Origin of the sequence: Rhizobium sp. S96 (assembly GCF_030382195.1) — a bacterium.
In the GTDB taxonomy this organism is placed as follows: Bacteria; Pseudomonadota; Alphaproteobacteria; order Rhizobiales; family Rhizobiaceae; genus Rhizobium.
In genome coordinates this window covers 100,049-116,229 of sequence record NZ_JAUDRY010000033.1, presented here as the reverse complement: position 1 = coordinate 116,229, position 16,181 = coordinate 100,049, and the positions used below count along the sequence as shown (strand labels likewise).

General features: G+C 59.8%; 18 protein-coding genes. 5 read left to right on the top strand and 13 right to left on the bottom strand.

Going from position 1 to position 16,181, the window contains the following annotated elements; genetic code table 11:
* Nucleotides 1–121: 121 nt before the first annotated feature.
* Genes QTL94_RS24835 through QTL94_RS24825 form a run of 3 tightly spaced genes read left to right on the top strand, consistent with a single transcriptional unit; the run spans nucleotide 122 to nucleotide 2,850 of the window.
* Nucleotides 122–1,051, top strand: a complete 930-nt coding sequence (locus QTL94_RS24835; RefSeq protein WP_065693888.1) for a glutaminase — start codon at nucleotides 122–124, stop codon at nucleotides 1,049–1,051.
* A gap of 59 nt (nucleotides 1,052–1,110) precedes the next feature.
* On the top strand, nucleotides 1,111–1,995 hold the full coding sequence (gene ttcA / locus QTL94_RS24830) for a tRNA 2-thiocytidine(32) synthetase TtcA (protein WP_289803356.1): 885 nt from the start codon (nucleotides 1,111–1,113) through the stop codon (nucleotides 1,993–1,995).
* Between the two features lie 30 nt (nucleotides 1,996–2,025).
* Nucleotides 2,026–2,850, top strand: coding sequence for an inositol monophosphatase family protein (locus tag QTL94_RS24825; protein ID WP_289803355.1), 825 nt, complete (start codon nucleotides 2,026–2,028; stop codon nucleotides 2,848–2,850).
* Between the two features lie 79 nt (nucleotides 2,851–2,929).
* Here QTL94_RS24825 and QTL94_RS24820 read toward each other — a convergent pair whose 3' ends face one another.
* The 5 genes from QTL94_RS24820 to grxD form a co-directional block, all read right to left on the bottom strand.
* Complete coding sequence (locus QTL94_RS24820) at nucleotides 2,930–3,118, bottom strand: hypothetical protein (protein WP_113521226.1); 189 nt, start codon at nucleotides 3,116–3,118, stop codon at nucleotides 2,930–2,932.
* A 102-nt stretch (nucleotides 3,119–3,220) separates the two neighbouring features.
* Entirely contained in the window at nucleotides 3,221–3,427 is a 207-nt protein-coding gene (locus QTL94_RS24815) for a hypothetical protein (protein WP_289803354.1), read from the bottom strand.
* 170 nt (nucleotides 3,428–3,597) lie between these two features.
* On the bottom strand, nucleotides 3,598–4,878 hold the full coding sequence (locus QTL94_RS24810; protein WP_289803353.1) for a multidrug effflux MFS transporter: 1,281 nt from the start codon (nucleotides 4,876–4,878) through the stop codon (nucleotides 3,598–3,600).
* 35 nt (nucleotides 4,879–4,913) lie between these two features.
* The gene (locus QTL94_RS24805) at nucleotides 4,914–6,119 is read right to left on the bottom strand and encodes a multidrug effflux MFS transporter (RefSeq protein ID WP_289803362.1); all 1,206 of its coding nucleotides are present in this window, start codon (nucleotides 6,117–6,119) and stop codon (nucleotides 4,914–4,916) included.
* Between the two features lie 142 nt (nucleotides 6,120–6,261).
* The gene (gene grxD, locus QTL94_RS24800) at nucleotides 6,262–6,597 is read right to left on the bottom strand and encodes a Grx4 family monothiol glutaredoxin (protein ID WP_065693883.1); all 336 of its coding nucleotides are present in this window, start codon (nucleotides 6,595–6,597) and stop codon (nucleotides 6,262–6,264) included.
* Nucleotides 6,598–6,921: 324 nt separating this feature from the next.
* Between grxD and QTL94_RS24795 the strand changes: the two genes are divergently transcribed.
* Nucleotides 6,922–8,094: a hypothetical protein gene (locus QTL94_RS24795; protein WP_289803352.1), complete on the top strand. Its 1,173-nt coding sequence runs from the start codon at nucleotides 6,922–6,924 to the stop codon at nucleotides 8,092–8,094.
* A 430-nt stretch (nucleotides 8,095–8,524) separates the two neighbouring features.
* Here the strand turns inward: QTL94_RS24795 and QTL94_RS24790 are convergent, their stop codons facing one another.
* The 4 genes from QTL94_RS24790 to QTL94_RS24775 form a co-directional block, all read right to left on the bottom strand.
* Complete coding sequence (locus QTL94_RS24790; protein ID WP_007789538.1) at nucleotides 8,525–8,758, bottom strand: BolA/IbaG family iron-sulfur metabolism protein; 234 nt, start codon at nucleotides 8,756–8,758, stop codon at nucleotides 8,525–8,527.
* Between the two features lie 19 nt (nucleotides 8,759–8,777).
* Complete coding sequence (gene purL, locus QTL94_RS24785) at nucleotides 8,778–11,012, bottom strand: phosphoribosylformylglycinamidine synthase subunit PurL (protein WP_289803351.1); 2,235 nt, start codon at nucleotides 11,010–11,012, stop codon at nucleotides 8,778–8,780.
* Nucleotides 11,013–11,136: 124 nt separating this feature from the next.
* Entirely contained in the window at nucleotides 11,137–11,718 is a 582-nt protein-coding gene (locus QTL94_RS24780) for an acyloxyacyl hydrolase (RefSeq protein ID WP_289803350.1), read from the bottom strand.
* Nucleotides 11,719–11,843: 125 nt separating this feature from the next.
* On the bottom strand, nucleotides 11,844–13,262 hold the full coding sequence (locus QTL94_RS24775; protein ID WP_289803349.1) for an aminotransferase-like domain-containing protein: 1,419 nt from the start codon (nucleotides 13,260–13,262) through the stop codon (nucleotides 11,844–11,846).
* Between the two features lie 79 nt (nucleotides 13,263–13,341).
* Here QTL94_RS24775 and QTL94_RS24770 point away from each other — a divergent pair, with 79 nt between their 5' ends.
* Entirely contained in the window at nucleotides 13,342–13,581 is a 240-nt protein-coding gene (locus tag QTL94_RS24770) for a DUF1127 domain-containing protein (RefSeq protein ID WP_289803348.1), read from the top strand.
* Here the strand turns inward: QTL94_RS24770 and QTL94_RS24765 are convergent, their stop codons facing one another.
* The 4 genes from QTL94_RS24765 to purC form a co-directional block, all read right to left on the bottom strand.
* A complete protein-coding gene (locus QTL94_RS24765; protein ID WP_289803347.1) occupies nucleotides 13,582–13,980 on the bottom strand; it encodes a hypothetical protein in 399 nt (132 codons plus the stop codon). It lies immediately after the preceding gene.
* Nucleotides 13,981–14,028: 48 nt separating this feature from the next.
* Complete coding sequence (purQ, locus tag QTL94_RS24760; RefSeq protein WP_065693876.1) at nucleotides 14,029–14,700, bottom strand: phosphoribosylformylglycinamidine synthase subunit PurQ; 672 nt, start codon at nucleotides 14,698–14,700, stop codon at nucleotides 14,029–14,031.
* A gap of 262 nt (nucleotides 14,701–14,962) precedes the next feature.
* Nucleotides 14,963–15,205: a phosphoribosylformylglycinamidine synthase subunit PurS gene (gene purS / locus QTL94_RS24755; protein ID WP_065693875.1), complete on the bottom strand. Its 243-nt coding sequence runs from the start codon at nucleotides 15,203–15,205 to the stop codon at nucleotides 14,963–14,965.
* Nucleotides 15,206–15,237: 32 nt separating this feature from the next.
* Entirely contained in the window at nucleotides 15,238–16,002 is a 765-nt protein-coding gene (purC, locus tag QTL94_RS24750) for a phosphoribosylaminoimidazolesuccinocarboxamide synthase (RefSeq protein ID WP_065693874.1), read from the bottom strand.
* Nucleotides 16,003–16,181 lie beyond the last annotated feature (179 nt).

Here is a 16,181-nt window from a genome sequence, read left to right as displayed (position 1 = left end):
TTTGCCGACCTGTTTAACACTAGCTACTAACCTATAGCAAAACCGCTTCTAGCGGTTCAAGCGCAGCGTTTCAAACCTCCACCTCTGGTGGAGGTCATGACTTATCTGGAGAGAGGGAAAGATGTTGGATCTGCAAGCCGTCCTCGACAGTATCTACAAGGAGCTCACGCCACGGATCGGCGAGGGCAAGGTTGCCGACTACATTCCGGAGCTCGCCAAGGTCGATCCCGGTCAGTTCGGACTGGCCGTCGTCACCGTTGACGGCAAGGTCTACTCGGTCGGCGATGCGGCTGTGCCCTTTTCGATCCAGAGTGTTTCAAAGGTATTCATGCTGACACTGGCGCTCGGCAAAGTCGGCGAGGGGCTGTGGAAGCGGGTCGGCCGGGAACCATCCGGCTCGGCATTCAATTCGATCGTTCAGCTCGAGCACGAGGCTGGCATTCCGCGCAATCCCTTCATCAATGCCGGTGCGATTGCCGTGACCGATGTGGTTCTCGCCGGCCACGCCCCGCGCGAGGCTATCGGTGAACTTCTGCGATTTGTCCGCTACCTTGCCGATGACGAGTCGGTGACGATCGATGACCGGGTAGCACGTTCGGAGACGCAGACCGGCTACCGGAACTTCGCTCTGGCGAATTTCATGCGCTCCTATCGCAATCTCGACCACCCCGTCGACCACGTGCTCGGCGTGTATTTTCACCAATGCGCCTTGTCGATGTCGTGCGTCCAGCTGGCACGGGCAGGGTTGTTCCTCGCCGCACGCGGCAGCAACCCGGTGACGGGCCACTCGGTCGTGTCGCCGAAGCGGGCGCGACGTATCAATGCACTGATGCTCACCTGTGGTCACTATGACGGTTCGGGCGACTTCGCCTACCACGTCGGCCTGCCCGGAAAGAGCGGCGTCGGCGGTGGCATCTTCGCGGTCGCGCCCGGGATCGCCTCCATCGCTGTCTGGTCGCCGGGGTTGAACAAGGTCGGAAACTCGCAGCTCGGTGCCGTTGCGCTGGAGATGCTGGCCGCTCGCACCGGCTGGTCGGTTTTCGGCGATTGATGCTGTGTTGCATGCCAGCTTTCTGCTAGAGCAAATCCAGCCTTTGAATGGATGAGAAGATGAACATCGCAGCCGACATTGTGGACGAGTTTGAAGCGACGGAAGCCGAGGAGGGCATCGCGCACGCGCTCTTTGCCGACGCTCCGCGCTCCGTCTCGTTCAACAAGCTGCGCAAGCGCCTGCTACGCCAGGTTCGGCAGGCGTTCGAAGACTTCGCCATGCTCAAGGGGCAGAAGCGCTGGCTGATCGGCGTCTCCGGTGGCAAGGATTCCTATGGCTTGCTGGCGTTGCTGCTCGACCTGCAATGGCGCGGCCTGCTGCCGGTCGAGCTGGTGGCCTGCAATCTCGACCAGGGGCAGCCGAACTTTCCGAAGCACATCCTGCCGGAATATCTCACGCGGATTGGCGTGAAGCACCGCATCGAATACCGCGATACCTATTCGATCGTGAAGGAGAAGGTGCCCGCCGGTGGGACCTACTGCTCGCTCTGTTCACGCCTGCGTCGCGGCAACCTCTACCGCATCGCGCGGGAAGAAGGATGCGATGCCCTGGTGCTCGGCCACCACCGCGAAGATATCCTCGAGACGTTCTTCATGAATTTCTTCCATGGTGGCCGCCTTGCCTCCATGCCTGCGAAGCTGCTGAACGATGAGGGCAATCTCATGGTTCTTAGGCCGCTTGCCTATTGCGCCGAAGACGACATGGCGAAGTTTGCGGCTGCCATGCAGTTTCCCATCATTCCCTGCGACCTCTGCGGGTCACAGGATGGCCTGCAGCGCAATGCCATGAAGGACATGCTCGCCGACATCGAGAGGCGCATGCCCGGACGCAAGGACACGATGCTGCGGGCGCTTGCGCATGTGAACCCCTCCCACCTGCTTGATCCAAAGCTCTTCGACTTCGCGGGCCTGATGGCCGCCGACACCGCGCCGCAGGCTGAGTAACCCGGCGCTCCCACGCAAAAGGAAACACCCATGGCTTCCAGAATAGATGTCACGACGCTCGCCGATCTTCTCCGGCAGGCGGCGGCAAAGGAGATATTGCCGCGGTTTCGGCGACTGGGCACGGATGATGTTCGCGCCAAGAGCGAGGCGACGGATCTCGTGACCGAAGCCGACGAACAGGCCGAGCGGATGATCAAGGCGGAAGTCGCGCGCCTCTGGCCGGATGCGACCTTTATCGGCGAGGAATCCGTGGCTGCCGATCCGGCTCTGCTTGGCCGGCTTGAAGGCGCCGAACTTGCGATCGTCGTTGATCCCGTCGACGGGACTTTCAATTTTGCTTCGGGCATTCCGGCCTTTGGTGTCATGGCCAGCGTCGTTGCGAATGGCGAGACGATCGCTGGTGTCATCTACGATCCTATGGGCGACGATTGGGTGATTTCGGAGAAGGGCAGTGGTGCCTGGCTGAAGCGGCCAAGCGGTGAGACCGAGCGGTTGTCTGTCGGCAAGCCGGTGGCGCTCGATCAGATGGTGGGCATGGCCTCAACCGGCTTTCTTCCGAAGAACCGTCGTGCCGAAATTCTCGCCAATCTCGCCAAGGTGCGCTTTCTCGCCAACTATCGCTGCGCAGCGCACGAGCACCGCGCATTTGCCGGCGGCCACGTGCACTACCTGATGTACAACAAGCTCATGCCCTGGGATCACTTGGCAGGGACACTGATCTGCCAGGAGGCGGGCGGCTATGCAGCGCGTTTCGACGGCTCTGCCTATCTGCCGCATCATACAGATGGCGGACTGCTGATTACGCCCGACAAGGACAGCTGGGAACTGTTGCGGCGCGAGGTGTTCACTCTCTGACGAGACGGAGCGGGCCACCCGCTCGCGCTTGTCGGACACACCTTATACGGAGAGAAATCTCCGCATCGCGCGTCGGTGCTTACCGGAAACGCGGCATTTTCGGTGGCGCGTTGGCAGCGATTTCGTGCGGGGGAGCGTGGTGGCCGAGCAGCTTCAAAAGCTTGCGTTCCTCAGCCGGACCGATCCCGAACTTCTTGCAGTGCGCCGCGACATCGTGGTGGTCGCGCGGGCCAGGGATCTTGACTTGACGATTGTTGGTTGAGTGCATGATCGTTTCCTCCTCCACAGGAAACGCGCCTTGGGAAAATTGGTTGCCTCGGCCCGTTTCCTTATCCCATGAAGCCCGGAGCCTCATTGGTGCCTACGGAAATCACCTTGTTGCGTTTCCGTGTTTCTCGTATCGCCTTGCGGCATGATTGATGAGATCGAGGGAATTCATCAGGTCGACCATGTCGCAGGCCTCCTGCCAGACCATGCCCTTGATAGGCATACCGTCCAGCTCGGCCGGGAGCATCGTCTGTCCATCCACGACCTGCCATTGGTCGTTCTCTTCACGCCGCAAATTGTAACGCCGCATTGCCATTTCTCCGAATGACAGCCCTCTTCTTTACTATTTTAGATTATAATAAAATAAAAGTGATAAAAACAACAAGTCACCGATTAGCGACGTTGGCGATGCGTATTCGCAGTTTATCCACTGACTGGTCGCCAGATAAACTTAGCCCGCCGAAACGGCGGGCTGTTAGCTCAGAAGTGTGCGTTACCGGGATCCAGCTGCGGGTCATCCCCCGGATGCGTGAAGAGCTTGCCGCCCTCGGCCCATAGCGTGGCCACGATGGTGATCGCGCCGAACAGGGCGAAACCTCCGAAGAGCGGCTGTAGGGTGCCATTGAACAGCTGGCCCACGCCACCGCCGAGAATGGCGCCGAACGTGGTCGAGACGAAACCGGTGATGGCCGTGGCTGTTCCGGCAAGATTGCCCATGGGCTCAAGGCTGATCGCGGTGAAATTGGTGGCGATGACGGCAAACATCATCAGCAGGATCGTAAAGAGCGTATAGGCGAAGGTGAAGCTTGGCGTGCCGCCGAGCGCCTTGGCAAATCCGATCGCCGAGATGATCGTGAAGAGGATCATCGCGACGTGCGAGATGCGACGCATCCCGAACTTGCGCACGAAGTAGCCATTGGCAAAGTTGGCAACCGCGATGCCGCCTGCCGTGGCAGCGAATGCGATCGGCAACCAATCGCCAAGGCCATAGACCTCGCCGAAGACCTGCTGCACGGAGATGACATAGGCGCTGATGACGCCGGTGAACATGGTGAGGCCAATCATGTAGCCGCAGGTGATCTTGTTGGTCAGGACGGTCTTGAAACCATCGACGACGGAGCCGACCGACAAGGGAATGCGCTCTTCCTTCGGCAGGGATTCCTTGAGGCGCAGCAAGGCCCAGACGAAAAGAATGGCACCAACAATGCCGAGCAGGATGAAGATCCAGTGCCAGTTGGCATAGGTGATGATGAGCTGGCCGACAGACGGCGCGACGATCGGCACGATCATGAAGACGATCATGACATAGGACATCACGCGCGCCATTTCGCGACCGCCGAAGCAGTCACGCACGATGGCCATGGTGGTGATGCGGATTGCAGCACCACCGAGGCCCTGCACGAAGCGCATGACGAGCAGCATTTCGAAGCTGCCGGTGGCTGCGGCCGCAAACATGGCGAGGACATAGACCGCCATGCCGCCGAGCAGAATGTTGCGGCGCCCGAAAGTATCGGACAGGCTGCCGAAGATGATCTGCGATATGCCGAAGCCGAGGAAGAAGACGCCGATCACAAGCTGGGTGTCGTTCGAATTCACGACGCCCAGAGAGTGCCCGATGGCGGGCAGGGACGGGAGCATGCTGTCGATCGCCATCGCGACGCTGGCGGTCATGATGGCGATCGTAATCACGAACTCGAAGAATCCCATGCCGATGCGGCTGGACCCCTGATTTTCCGTGTGCGGTTTATGTGGCGGAGTCATTATAGCTATCCTGAAATGTGAAAAGGCACCGACGGTCAAACGGCCGGGTTATGCGGATGAAACAGACGGCCCTTCTCGGCGATCAGCACGAAGAAGAGGCCTATGATCGACACGGTGAAATAGCCTGCCACCATGGGCAGGGCCGTGCCGTTGAATGCCTGCCCGATACCGGCACCGATCAGGGCGCCGCCTACTGTGCTCATGAAGCCGAGGACGGAGGAGGCGGTGCCTGCGACGTGGCCGAGCGGCTCCATCGCGAGCGAGTTGAAATTCGAGCCGATCCAGCCGAACTGGAACATCGCCAGGCCGAAGAACCCGATGAAGAAGGGGAACGGCATCGGATGCGGGCCGATCAGAAGCGCCAGCAGCCAGATGGTGTTGATGGTGATGAAGCCGACGAGCGCGCCGTGCGACAGCCGGCGCATCCCGAACTTACCCACGAGGCGCGAGTTCAGGAACGACGACATCGACATGAAGATCGCAACGCCGGCGAAGGCGAAGGGGAAATAGACGCCGAGGTCGTAGATGCCGACATAGATCTGCTGCGCGGAGTTGATGAAGCCGAACAGCGAACCGAAGATGAAGGTGCTGGCGATCGTGTAGCAGAGCGCGATGCGGTTCGTCAGAACCAGCTTGAAGCCGGCCATCACCGAACGGGCTGTGAACGGGCGGATATTCGACGGATGCAGCGTTTCGGGCAGGCGCAGGTAAGCCCAGATCGAGATCAGCGCTGCCATGACGGCGATGAATACGAAGATCAGATGCCAGCTGCCGAAGAGCATGATGATCTGGCCACTGCCCGGCGCGATGACGGGTACGATCATGAACACCATCATGATCAGCGACATCACCTCGGCCATCTGGCGGCCGCCATAGATATCGCGAACGATCGAGATCGTGATGACGCGCGTGGCGGCGGAGCCGATGCCCTGGACGAAGCGGAGCGCAAGCAATCCGGCAAAGGACGGGACCAGCGCGATCCCGAGGGCGGAACAGATATAGATCACAAGGCCGATCAGCAGAGGCACCCTGCGGCCGAACCGATCCGACAAGGGACCGTAGAAGAGCTGCGCGAGCCCGAAGCCCAGAAGGTAGGCGGAGACCACGAACTGGCGGTGGTTCTCGCTCTCGACGCCCAGGCTTGCACCGATCTGCTGGAGCGCAGGCAGCATGATGTCGATAGCAAGGGAGTTGACCGCCATCAGGAAGGCGGCGAGCGCGATGAACTCACCTTTGCGCATGGGCAGCCGGCCCGCGTGCAAGGCTTGTGATGATTCTGTCACAATGAAATTCCCATAAACAGGTCAAGGCGCTGTTCAGCACAGCGCCTCGAACTCGAAATACAGATTTGGAAACCGGGCGGCTGCCCGGTGACCGGTCAGGTCAGGCGGCGCCGCGAACGGTGACGCCGTTTTCCTGCAGGTGCTGCTGCAATTCACCGGCCTGGAACATTTCCCGGACGATGTCACAGCCGCCGATGAACTCACCCTTCACGTAGAGCTGGGGAATTGTCGGCCAATTCGAATAATCCTTGATTCCCTGGCGGATTTCGGAATCTGCGAGCACGTTGATGCCCTTGTAGTCGACACCGATGTAATCGAGGATCTGGACGACCTGACCGGAGAAACCGCACTGCGGAAACTGCGGCGTGCCCTTCATGAAAAGGACGACGTCGTTGGTCTTGATTTCGTTGTCGATGAATTCGTTGATACCGCTCATGGGACCTAATCCTTTCAACAGGCGGGTTAAAGGCCCACCGTTTCAATCGTTAAGCTTAGATAGCATGTGGCGTGCGGAATTCCAGCAGCGTGGACAAAAAAAGGAACGCGCTTGTGCGCTGCGTCCGCCAATGTTGCCGATCCGTTACGGGTGAGCGGATGCGGCGCGTTCCAAGGACCGGATTTCGCGGCGCTGCGTGGCAGCTAACCGCTTGCTCTCTACTAATTTTTCAGGCGCAGGCGGTATCCCCCGCATTCCGCCATATTTTGCCGCGATTGCAGCGCAGCAAATGCCGGCTGCGACGAGCGGCCCAGAAAGAAGATAATGGACGTCATTTCAAAGAGGGAGGTTTTGCACTTCCCGGGATTCGAACCGCTTGATGGTGCTGCTCATCGGGCGCGTTACGAGAGATCCGCCAAACAGAGCGCTGCCGTGTGGAACTACAAGGTGGAAACCGGTGGTCTCACCATCGCTGACCGAGACGTAGCTTTCGATGTCACAACCTCCGGCGAGCATTGGGTGACGCAAAGTCGCATTCATATGTTCCCGCACGACGCGCTGGTGCGACACCTTCGGTCCAGAAGCGTTCCATGGCAATTTTTCGCCGGCTTCAGAAGTGCGGCGAGGATCATCGCCGATGGCGGCATGTATCAGTATTTTCGCCATGCCTGGCGGTTCGGCCTGTTTTTCATCTTTCCGTTTCTGCTGATGGTTCTCGGTATGTCGCTCAGTGCGACGATCGCTTTCACTCCGCTGGGTTTCGAGCTTCCTGCAGTGCATTTGCTCTGGAGTTGTGCGCTGGCTGCGGCATTCTTTGCGTTCGCTTTTCTTCCTTTCGCCGAGCGGTTCTACACATTGCACCTCTTTGCTGACTGGGAGATGGCCGTCGCGCTGGGGCGGTTGGATCGACCGGAGTTCAATCTCTGGTTGGAGGAGTGCGCTGCCGCTGCGCGCGAGGTGCTGATGAGACCGGCGGAGGAATATGTCATCTCCTCTCACAGCATGGGGAGCAGCGTTGCCGCGCATGTCATCGGCATGCTCCTCGAACGAGAGCCCGAGTTATTCGCCCGCAAACGCGTGGTCTTCGCGACGCTAGGATCGGCGATCCTGCAATGTGCGTTGCTCCGGCCGGGCGGTGTCTTGCGCAAGCGCGTCGGCCTGATCGCACGTTGTCCCGATATATTCTGGTTTGACGTTCATTGTCTCACCGATGCAATCCACTTCTACAAGGTGCCGGTCGTGGCAGCTTGCGGGCACCGCGGCGCCAATGCCGCCAAGATTGTTTTCATTCGGGTGAAGCAGATGCTGTCGCGCGAGCATTACGAGAAGATTCGCAAGGATTTCCTGCGTGTTCACCGCCAGTATGTGCTTGGGCCCGACATCAAGGCGCCGTTCGATTTCACGCTGATGACGGCCGGTCCGTTGCCCGCATCCGTCTTTGCCGCGACGGGCTACAAGGAGATACCTGTCGTTGCGCCAGGCCGCAAAGCCGGGTGATGGAACTTTCTGCCTCCCTTAAGCGTTTAAGGGGTTTAGGGAGGAATCCATATGGCAAATGACATATCTAGCGGATCATCACGGGGTAAGTGGATTGCTGCCGCAGTGGTTGCGATAATCGTGATCTTGGCCGCAATTTATTGGCCGAGATCGGGAACACATACCGCCACGGCGCCGGCCACACCTGCTCCGACGGCGACAGCGCCGGCTGACACGGCACCCGCCGCTCCGCCGGCTGCGGCTCCTGCTGCTCCGCCGGCTGCGGAACCACCTGCAGCGGCCCCGGCAGCGCCCGCCGCGCCAGCTACGCCCGCTCCTGCGAGCCCGGCTGCGCCCGCGCCAGCGAACCCGCAATAATCGAAAACCCGGATCGGCTAGGGCCGATCCGGGTCAACGATTTGCATTTCGTGGGTTTGGAATAGGTGGTGGTTCAATCTGGCGCTGACGTCTGCAGCGCCAGTGCATGCAGTATGCCGCCCATATTCCCCTTGAGTGCCTCGTAGACCATCTGGTGCTGCTGCACGCGGCTCTTGCCGCGAAATGCTTCAGCGACGACCTCTGCCGCATAGTGATCGCCGTCGCCGGCGAGATCACGAATGGTCACCTTCGCGCCGGGGATGCCGGCCTTGATCATGTCTTCGATATCGCCGGGTTTCATAGGCATGATCGATACTCCTTGCGCATTATTCCGCGGCGGCCAGTGTGCCGCGACCTTCCATGTAATCAGGGAACCATGATTCATGGGCGTCGCGCAATTGCTGAATTGGCAGCGAGAGCAGATCATCAACGATCAGATTTTCGCCTTCGACCGTGCCGAGGCGACGGAATGGCACACCAGCGCCTTCCGCGTTGGCGCAGATGAAGTCTGCGACATCGGCAGGTACGGTCAGCACGTAGCGGGCCTGATCTTCGCCGAAGAGCAGCGCATGCGGCGCGCCCTTGCTTTCGCCAAGGCTCACCTTCAATCCCTTACCCGAGGCCATGGCCATTTCCGCAAGCGCTATAGCGAGACCGCCAGACGAGATGTCGTGGCATGCGGTCGCCTGACCATTGCGAATAACGGAGCGAACGAATTCGCCGTTACGACGCTCGGCGAAGAGATCGACTTCCGGCGCCGGGCCATCGGTGCTGCCGACGATGTCGCGCAGATAGACCGAGGAGCCGAGATGGCTGCCGTCCGAACCGATCATGATGATCTTGTCACCGACCGATGCGCTGCCGATGCGCGCCATCTTCTTCCAGTCGCCCAGCAGGCCAACGCCAGCAATCGTGGGTGTCGGCAGGATGGCGACGCCGTTGGTCTCGTTGTAGAGGGACACGTTGCCTGAGACGATCGGGAAGTCGAGCGCACGGCAGGCTTCGCCGATACCCTTAACGGCGAGGACGAACTGGCCCATGATTTCGGGCTTTTCGGGGTTGCCGAAGTTCAGGTTGTCAGTCGCGGCCAGCGGCTCAGCACCGGTTGCCGTGATGTTGCGCCAGCATTCGGCAACGGCCTGCTTGCCGCCTTCGAATGGATCGGCTTCGACATAGCGTGGGGTGACATCGGATGAGAACGCCAGCGCCTTTGTCGGGTGGTTTTCGACGCGGACCACACCGGCGTCGCCGCCCGGCAACTGCAACGAGTTGCCCTGGATCAGCGTGTCGTACTGTTCGTAAACCCAGCGGCGGCTCGACTGGTTGGGCGAACCGACGAGATCAAGCAGCGCCTGACCGTAATCCGCAGGCTCGGCTACGAGGTTGGCGGGCAGGGCCGCACGCTTGTCGGATTCGCGCCACGGGCGATCATATTCGGGAGCCTGGTCGCCGAGATCCTTGATCGGCAGGTTGGCAACTTCCTGGCCCTGATGCACGACGCGGAAGCGCAGGTCGTCGGTCGTCTTGCCGACGATCGCGAAATCGAGGCCCCACTTGACGAAGATCGCCTTGGCGACGGCTTCTTTTTCCGGCTCGAGAACCATGAGCATGCGCTCCTGGCTTTCGGACAGCATCATTTCATATGCCGTCATGTGGTCTTCGCGAACAGGAACCGTATCGAGATCGAGCAGGATACCGAGGTCGCCCTTCGCGCCCATTTCGACGGCAGAGCAGGTAAGGCCGGCGGCCCCCATATCCTGAATGGCGATGACTGCGCCGGTCTGCATCAGCTCAAGGCAGGCTTCCAGCAGGCACTTTTCGGTGAAGGGGTCACCGACCTGAACGGTCGGGCGCTTTTCTTCAATCGATTCGTCGAATTCGGCCGATGCCATCGTTGCACCGCCGACGCCGTCGCGGCCGGTCTTGGCACCGAGATAGACGACGGGAAGGCCGACGCCCTTGGCCTCCGAGAGGAAGATGGCGTTCGACTTGGCAAGTCCTGCCGCAAATGCGTTGACGAGGATGTTGCCGTTGTAGCGCGCGTCGAACTCGACCTCACCGCCAACCGTCGGCACGCCGAAGGAGTTGCCATAGCCGCCGACGCCGGAAACGACGCCGGAGACGAGGTGGCGGGTTTTCGGATGATCTGGTTCACCGAAGCGTAGCGCGTTCATCGCCGCGATCGGGCGGGCGCCCATGGTGAAGACGTCGCGGAGAATGCCGCCGACGCCGGTCGCCGCACCCTGATAGGGCTCGATGTAGGATGGGTGATTGTGGCTTTCCATCTTGAAGACGACGCAGTCGCCATCGTCGATATCGACGACGCCGGCATTTTCACCGGGGCCCTGGATGACGCGTGGGCCCTTGGTCGGCAAGGTTCGAAGCCACTTCTTCGAGGATTTGTAGGAGCAGTGCTCATTCCACATCGCCGAGAAGATGCCCAGCTCGGTGAAGGTCGGCTCGCGGCCGATCAGATCCAGTATCCGCTGATATTCGTCCGGCTTCAGGCCGTGGGCGGCGATCAGTTCGGGAGTGATCGGGCGGGTATTGGAAATGGTCATGAGCTCTCGGAAGTCCCTGCCGTTGCGCGATTGCGGTGTCTTTAGCCTAAGTGAATGAAACGCGCGACAGGAAAATGCCCGCTGTTAACAGACAGCGGGCATCAACGAGCGATAAAATGGCGGGCTAGAACTTGTAGCCGACCTGGAGACCGGCGCGGGTCATCCCGTTATTCGGTCCGTCGCATAGATTTGCATGCGAGGAATGGGCGACCTGGGCAACAACATTCCAATGCTCCGTGATGTTGTAACCGGCGCCCAGATATTCGTGGAACAGCAGGCGACAGCCGAGTGCAGGGCCATCGTCATTGCTATCGAGCTCGCCGTTGTGCCAGACACCACCAAAACCGGCTTCGGCGAAGATCTTCTCATCGAAATTGACCGTCCAGGCAAAGCCCGCGAAAACCTGGGTTGCTTCGCCCTGGGTGCCGATCGAGGTGCCGAGGTTCACGCGAGGGCGGGCAAGCTGCTGCTTCCAGTCCGTTGCGGTGCTATGGCCGAACGGATCGAAAAACACCGTTATCTCAGGAAAGATACCGTCCTCGCGCTCATCGCCCCCCTGGATCGATGTCGACGCGCCGAAGCGCAGTTCGTCGAAGATTTTTTCGTCAGCGCGTGCTGAAACCGAAAGCAGCGCGGCATTCGCAGCTATCGCGGCGACAATGACCCTTGCTGAAACCAGCAGAAATCCGCGACCATTCCCTGCCATGCGACATCCTCATCATAGCGCAAATCACCTCGTGCTTGTGATTGGTACCATTCAAGGAGAGTCGGTAAAGCCGCTTATCGCTAATAATCCGATATTTTACCGGTTGCTGCCGATCTGCAACAATTTCAGACCTCGCCGTCGTATCCGGCGCCGCCACTTTCAAGCAGGCGTCGCAATGTCATCAATCCTGCAACCATTTCATCGCGCTTCTTCGGAGACGAGAAGCTGACGCGGACACGGTGATAGGCTTTTTCGGCGCGTGCCGCCTTGAACTCGTCTTCGTCGTCGATGAGGACACCTTCACGGTAGGCGGCATTCTTGAACGTACCCGAAAGCCAAGGGTCGGGCAGCTTCAGCCATATGAATGGCACATGCGGATGAGAGGTGAAATCGAATCCGTGAAGCTCTTCGCGGACGAGTTGCTCGCGCGCACTAAGCTCAGCGATACAGGTCCGGCGGATCTCATGGGCTTGTCCACTTTCAACCAGCCGGGCGCAGGCCTCGGCGAGGATGAAAGGCAGTCCACCGGTGATCATCTTGTGCGTGACCTTTATGCGTTGCGCAAAGTGCGGCGGGCAGGCGACCCAGCCACCGCGGATGCCAGCAGCGACGGACTTCGAGAGACCGCTGATGAGGAAGGTCCTATCCGGAGCCAGGGATGCGAGGAGGGGATTTTCATCGCCGGTCATCCCGCCGTAGAGGTCGTCCTCGATCAGCCAGACGCCGTGGCGCCGGGCGATTTCGGCCACCCGCTGCCGGCGTTCGAATGGCATCGTGGCGAGCGTCGGATTGTGCGCTGTCGGCATCAGAAACGCCAGCTTCGGATGCTGCTGCAGGCACAGGCGCTCGAAGTCGTCAGGATCGACGCCGTTTTCGTCGGACTCGACGGTGATCGTCCGGCGGCCCAGAATGCGGGCACTGCGGCTCACCTGCGTATAGGTCAGGTTTTCAAAGACGATCTTGTCACCGGGAGATGACACCGCCGATATGACGGCAATCGCGGCGGCATGGGCTCCAAGCGTTGGAACGATATTTTCCGCCTCAGGCATCCAGCCGTTGCGCGCAAGCCAGCTGCGCCCGGCATCATACCAGTTCTTGGGGAAGACCCGCGAATAGGACGATATTTCGGAGAGGTGCTCTTGGCCGATCTCTCCGAGGATTTGGCCAATGATCTTTCCTTGGCCGAGATCGGGGGCCGCCGTCGTGTCGAAACGAATCTTGCCGAGCGGAGCGTCGACGGTTCTTGTGCCGCCGAGAGATAGGGTCAACGGATCCGGCTGATTGCTTGCAGCCGTTTCGGCCCGGTCGAGCACATAGGTGCCGCGTCCGACCTCTCCCGCGACGAGACCGCGCTCATGAACAAGGGCGTAGGCGCGGCCGATTGTGCCGATTGTAACCCCTATGTCGTATGCAAGATTTCGCTGTGGCGGCAATTTGCTGCCGGCGGGCAGGGCGCCGCTGGCGATTGCGGTTTCGATGCTGTCCGCGAGCCGCAGGTAAACTGGGCCGGAACCGCGTGAAAGATCAGGGAGCCAATTTGTCATGATGACAATTTCCTAGATTGTCACCCTTTGTCTGTCAAGGTTATGAGCGAATGTATGCAATGACCGACTGGAGAATAGCATGTCTGCCGTGCCTGAATGCACCGAATCCGTTGATTTGCCCTCAAGGACCGTGGCCACGCGGCCACTGACCGGGGTGGTCACCCATCTTGGCTGGATCTGGAAGAAAATCTGGCGCTGGCACGAGAAGCGCAAGAGCCGCAGGGTGTTGAGAACCCTCACGGACGCGGAACTGCTGGATATCGGTATTACACGCAAGCAAGCGTGCGACGAAGCGAGCAGGTCGTTCTTCTGGGATTGACTAGCTGCAGGCTTTCCCGCCCGACGCCCAACGCGTGACGTCGTGGACGATGCGCGGTCCCGTCGGCGAATCCATCATGGGACCGAATGCGTCAAGCTTGGAGGGATTGCCCTCTGCCTGGACGACGAGCAGCGGACGACTCTCGGGGCTTCCCTTGTGCACGACAAGGATACGCGGGCGCCCCGAGAATGAGTTGAGTTCCGGCGCCAGCTTGTAGGCGGCAAAGGCCGGATCCGCGGATTTGAACCAGCAGGCGTTCGCGCCGAGCGCTACCCGTTCCATTGTCGACAACGCGCTGCGATCGGGCCCGGTTGGTGTGGGCTTCGACTGGCAGGACGCGACCAGCGCCGCCGTCGTGGCGATGGTCAGGACATAGGGGACGGTAAGGCGAGGGCGCATCGATCTTGCTCCAGTGGACCGGATGAATGGCCTCTTAAGCGTTGAAGGTTAAGCGGCGATTACATCAAGCGCGGAAGCGAACAATCCACGGCCATCGGAACCACCATGAGCGGCCTCGATGAGGTTTTCGGGATGCGGCATCATGCCGAGAACGTTGCCCTGTTCGTTCATGACACCGGCGATGTCATTGAGCGAGCCGTTCGGGTTGGTTCCTTCGGCATAACGGAAGACCACCTGGCCATTGCCTTCGATCTTGGCGATCGTGTCGGCGTCGGCGAAGTAGTTGCCGTCGTGATGGGCAATCGGGCTGCGGATGATCTGACCCTTGGCATAGGCACGCGTAAAGTCGGTTTCGGCATTGACGACTTCAAGCTTGACTTCGCGGCAGACGAATTTCAGCGAAGCGTTGCGCATCAGCGCGCCGGGAAGCAGACCGGCTTCGACGAGGATCTGGAAGCCGTTGCAGACACCCAGCACCTTCACGCCCTTGTTCGCCTTCTCGATGATCGCCTGCATGACCGGCATGCGCGCTGCGATAGCGCCGCAACGCAGATAGTCGCCGTAAGAGAAGCCGCCTGGGATGACGATCAGGTCAACGTCCGGGATATCCGTCTCCGTCTGCCAGATGGTCACCGGCGCCTGACCGGAGATCTTGGTGAGGGCGGCGATCATGTCGCGATCGCGATTGAGGCCCGGAAGTTGAACGACGGCTGATTTCATGGGACTAGTCCAAACCTTGCTTTAGCTTCTGCCGGTTGTCTAAACGCGGACGACAATTGACGAGCCACGGCCATCAAGCGCCTGTCCGGCAGCGCGACCTCAATCCTGCACGTCGCTCTGCATCATCTGCATATGGTCGTGGCAGCAGATCCACACTCGTCGGTTCACGTCGCCCCTTTCGGGGAGGAATGCCGCTTTCCCTTGTTCGGGACTACAGCGGCAACTCCTAGTTCGGATCAGCGATCACGTATCGCGAAATCACTCAGTCGAGCGAAATCGTATAGTTTTCGATGACGGTATTTGCGAGGAGCTTGTCGCACATCGCTTTCAGGTCGCCTTCGGCCTTCGCCTTGTCGCTGCCTTCAAGCTCTACGTCGAAGACCTTGCCCTGGCGGACATGGCCCACGCCGTCGAAGCCCAACGCGCCAAGCGCGCCTTCGATGGCCTTGCCCTGTGGATCGAGAACGCCGTTCTTCAGCGTGACGGTTACACGAGCCTTGATCACTTTGTCTTCCCTGTCTTGCTTGACCGAATGTCTTATTTCACGAGGACCGGGCCGGTGCCGCGCACAGGCTCGTTCTCGTTGATGATGCCGAGGCGCCGCGCGACTTCCGAGTAGGCCTCGAGAAGGCCGCCCAGGTCGCGGCGAAAACGATCCTTGTCCATCTTTTCATGGGTGTCGATGTCCCACAAACGGCAGGAGTCCGGCGAAATCTCGTCGGCGAGAATGATGCGCATCATGTCGCCTTCGTAGAGGCGGCCGCATTCGATCTTGAAATCCACGAGCTGGATTCCGACGCCGAGGAAAAGGCCGGTCATGAAATCGTTGACGCGGATGGCAAGCGCCATGATGTCGTCGAGCTCGGCGGGATTTGCCCAGCCGAATGCCGTGATGTGCTCCTCGGAGACCATCGGGTCGTCGAGCGCATCGGACTTGTAATAGAATTCGATGATCGAGCGCGGCAGGACTACGCCTTCCTCGATGCCTAGGCGCTTGGCAAGCGAACCGGCGGCGACGTTGCGCACGACGATTTCGAGCGGGATCATCTCGACTTCCCGGATCAACTGCTCGCGCATGTTGAGGCGTCGGATGAAGTGCGTCGGGATACCGATCTTGTTCAGATGGTTGAAGATGAACTCGCAAATGCGGTTGTTCAGGACGCCCTTGCCGTCAATGACTTCATGCTTCTTCTTGTTGAAGGCAGTGGCATCGTCTTTGAAGAACTGGATCAGCGTACCCGGTTCAGGTCCCTCATACAGAATCTTTGCCTTGCCCTCGTAAATACGGCGGCGACGGTTCATTTCGATTATTCTCTATCGTTGGCGCTCTTGGGATAGCGCGAGTGGATCGATCTCGTGGCGTCCCCATAAAGGAAAAGCGAGGGTTTCACAATGCGCCTGTCACTCCTTCCCCGGATTCGAGGCTATCCGGGATGCCGCCGAGAGAATCGGAGGTTCTCCTACATAAGCATTCTACAGTG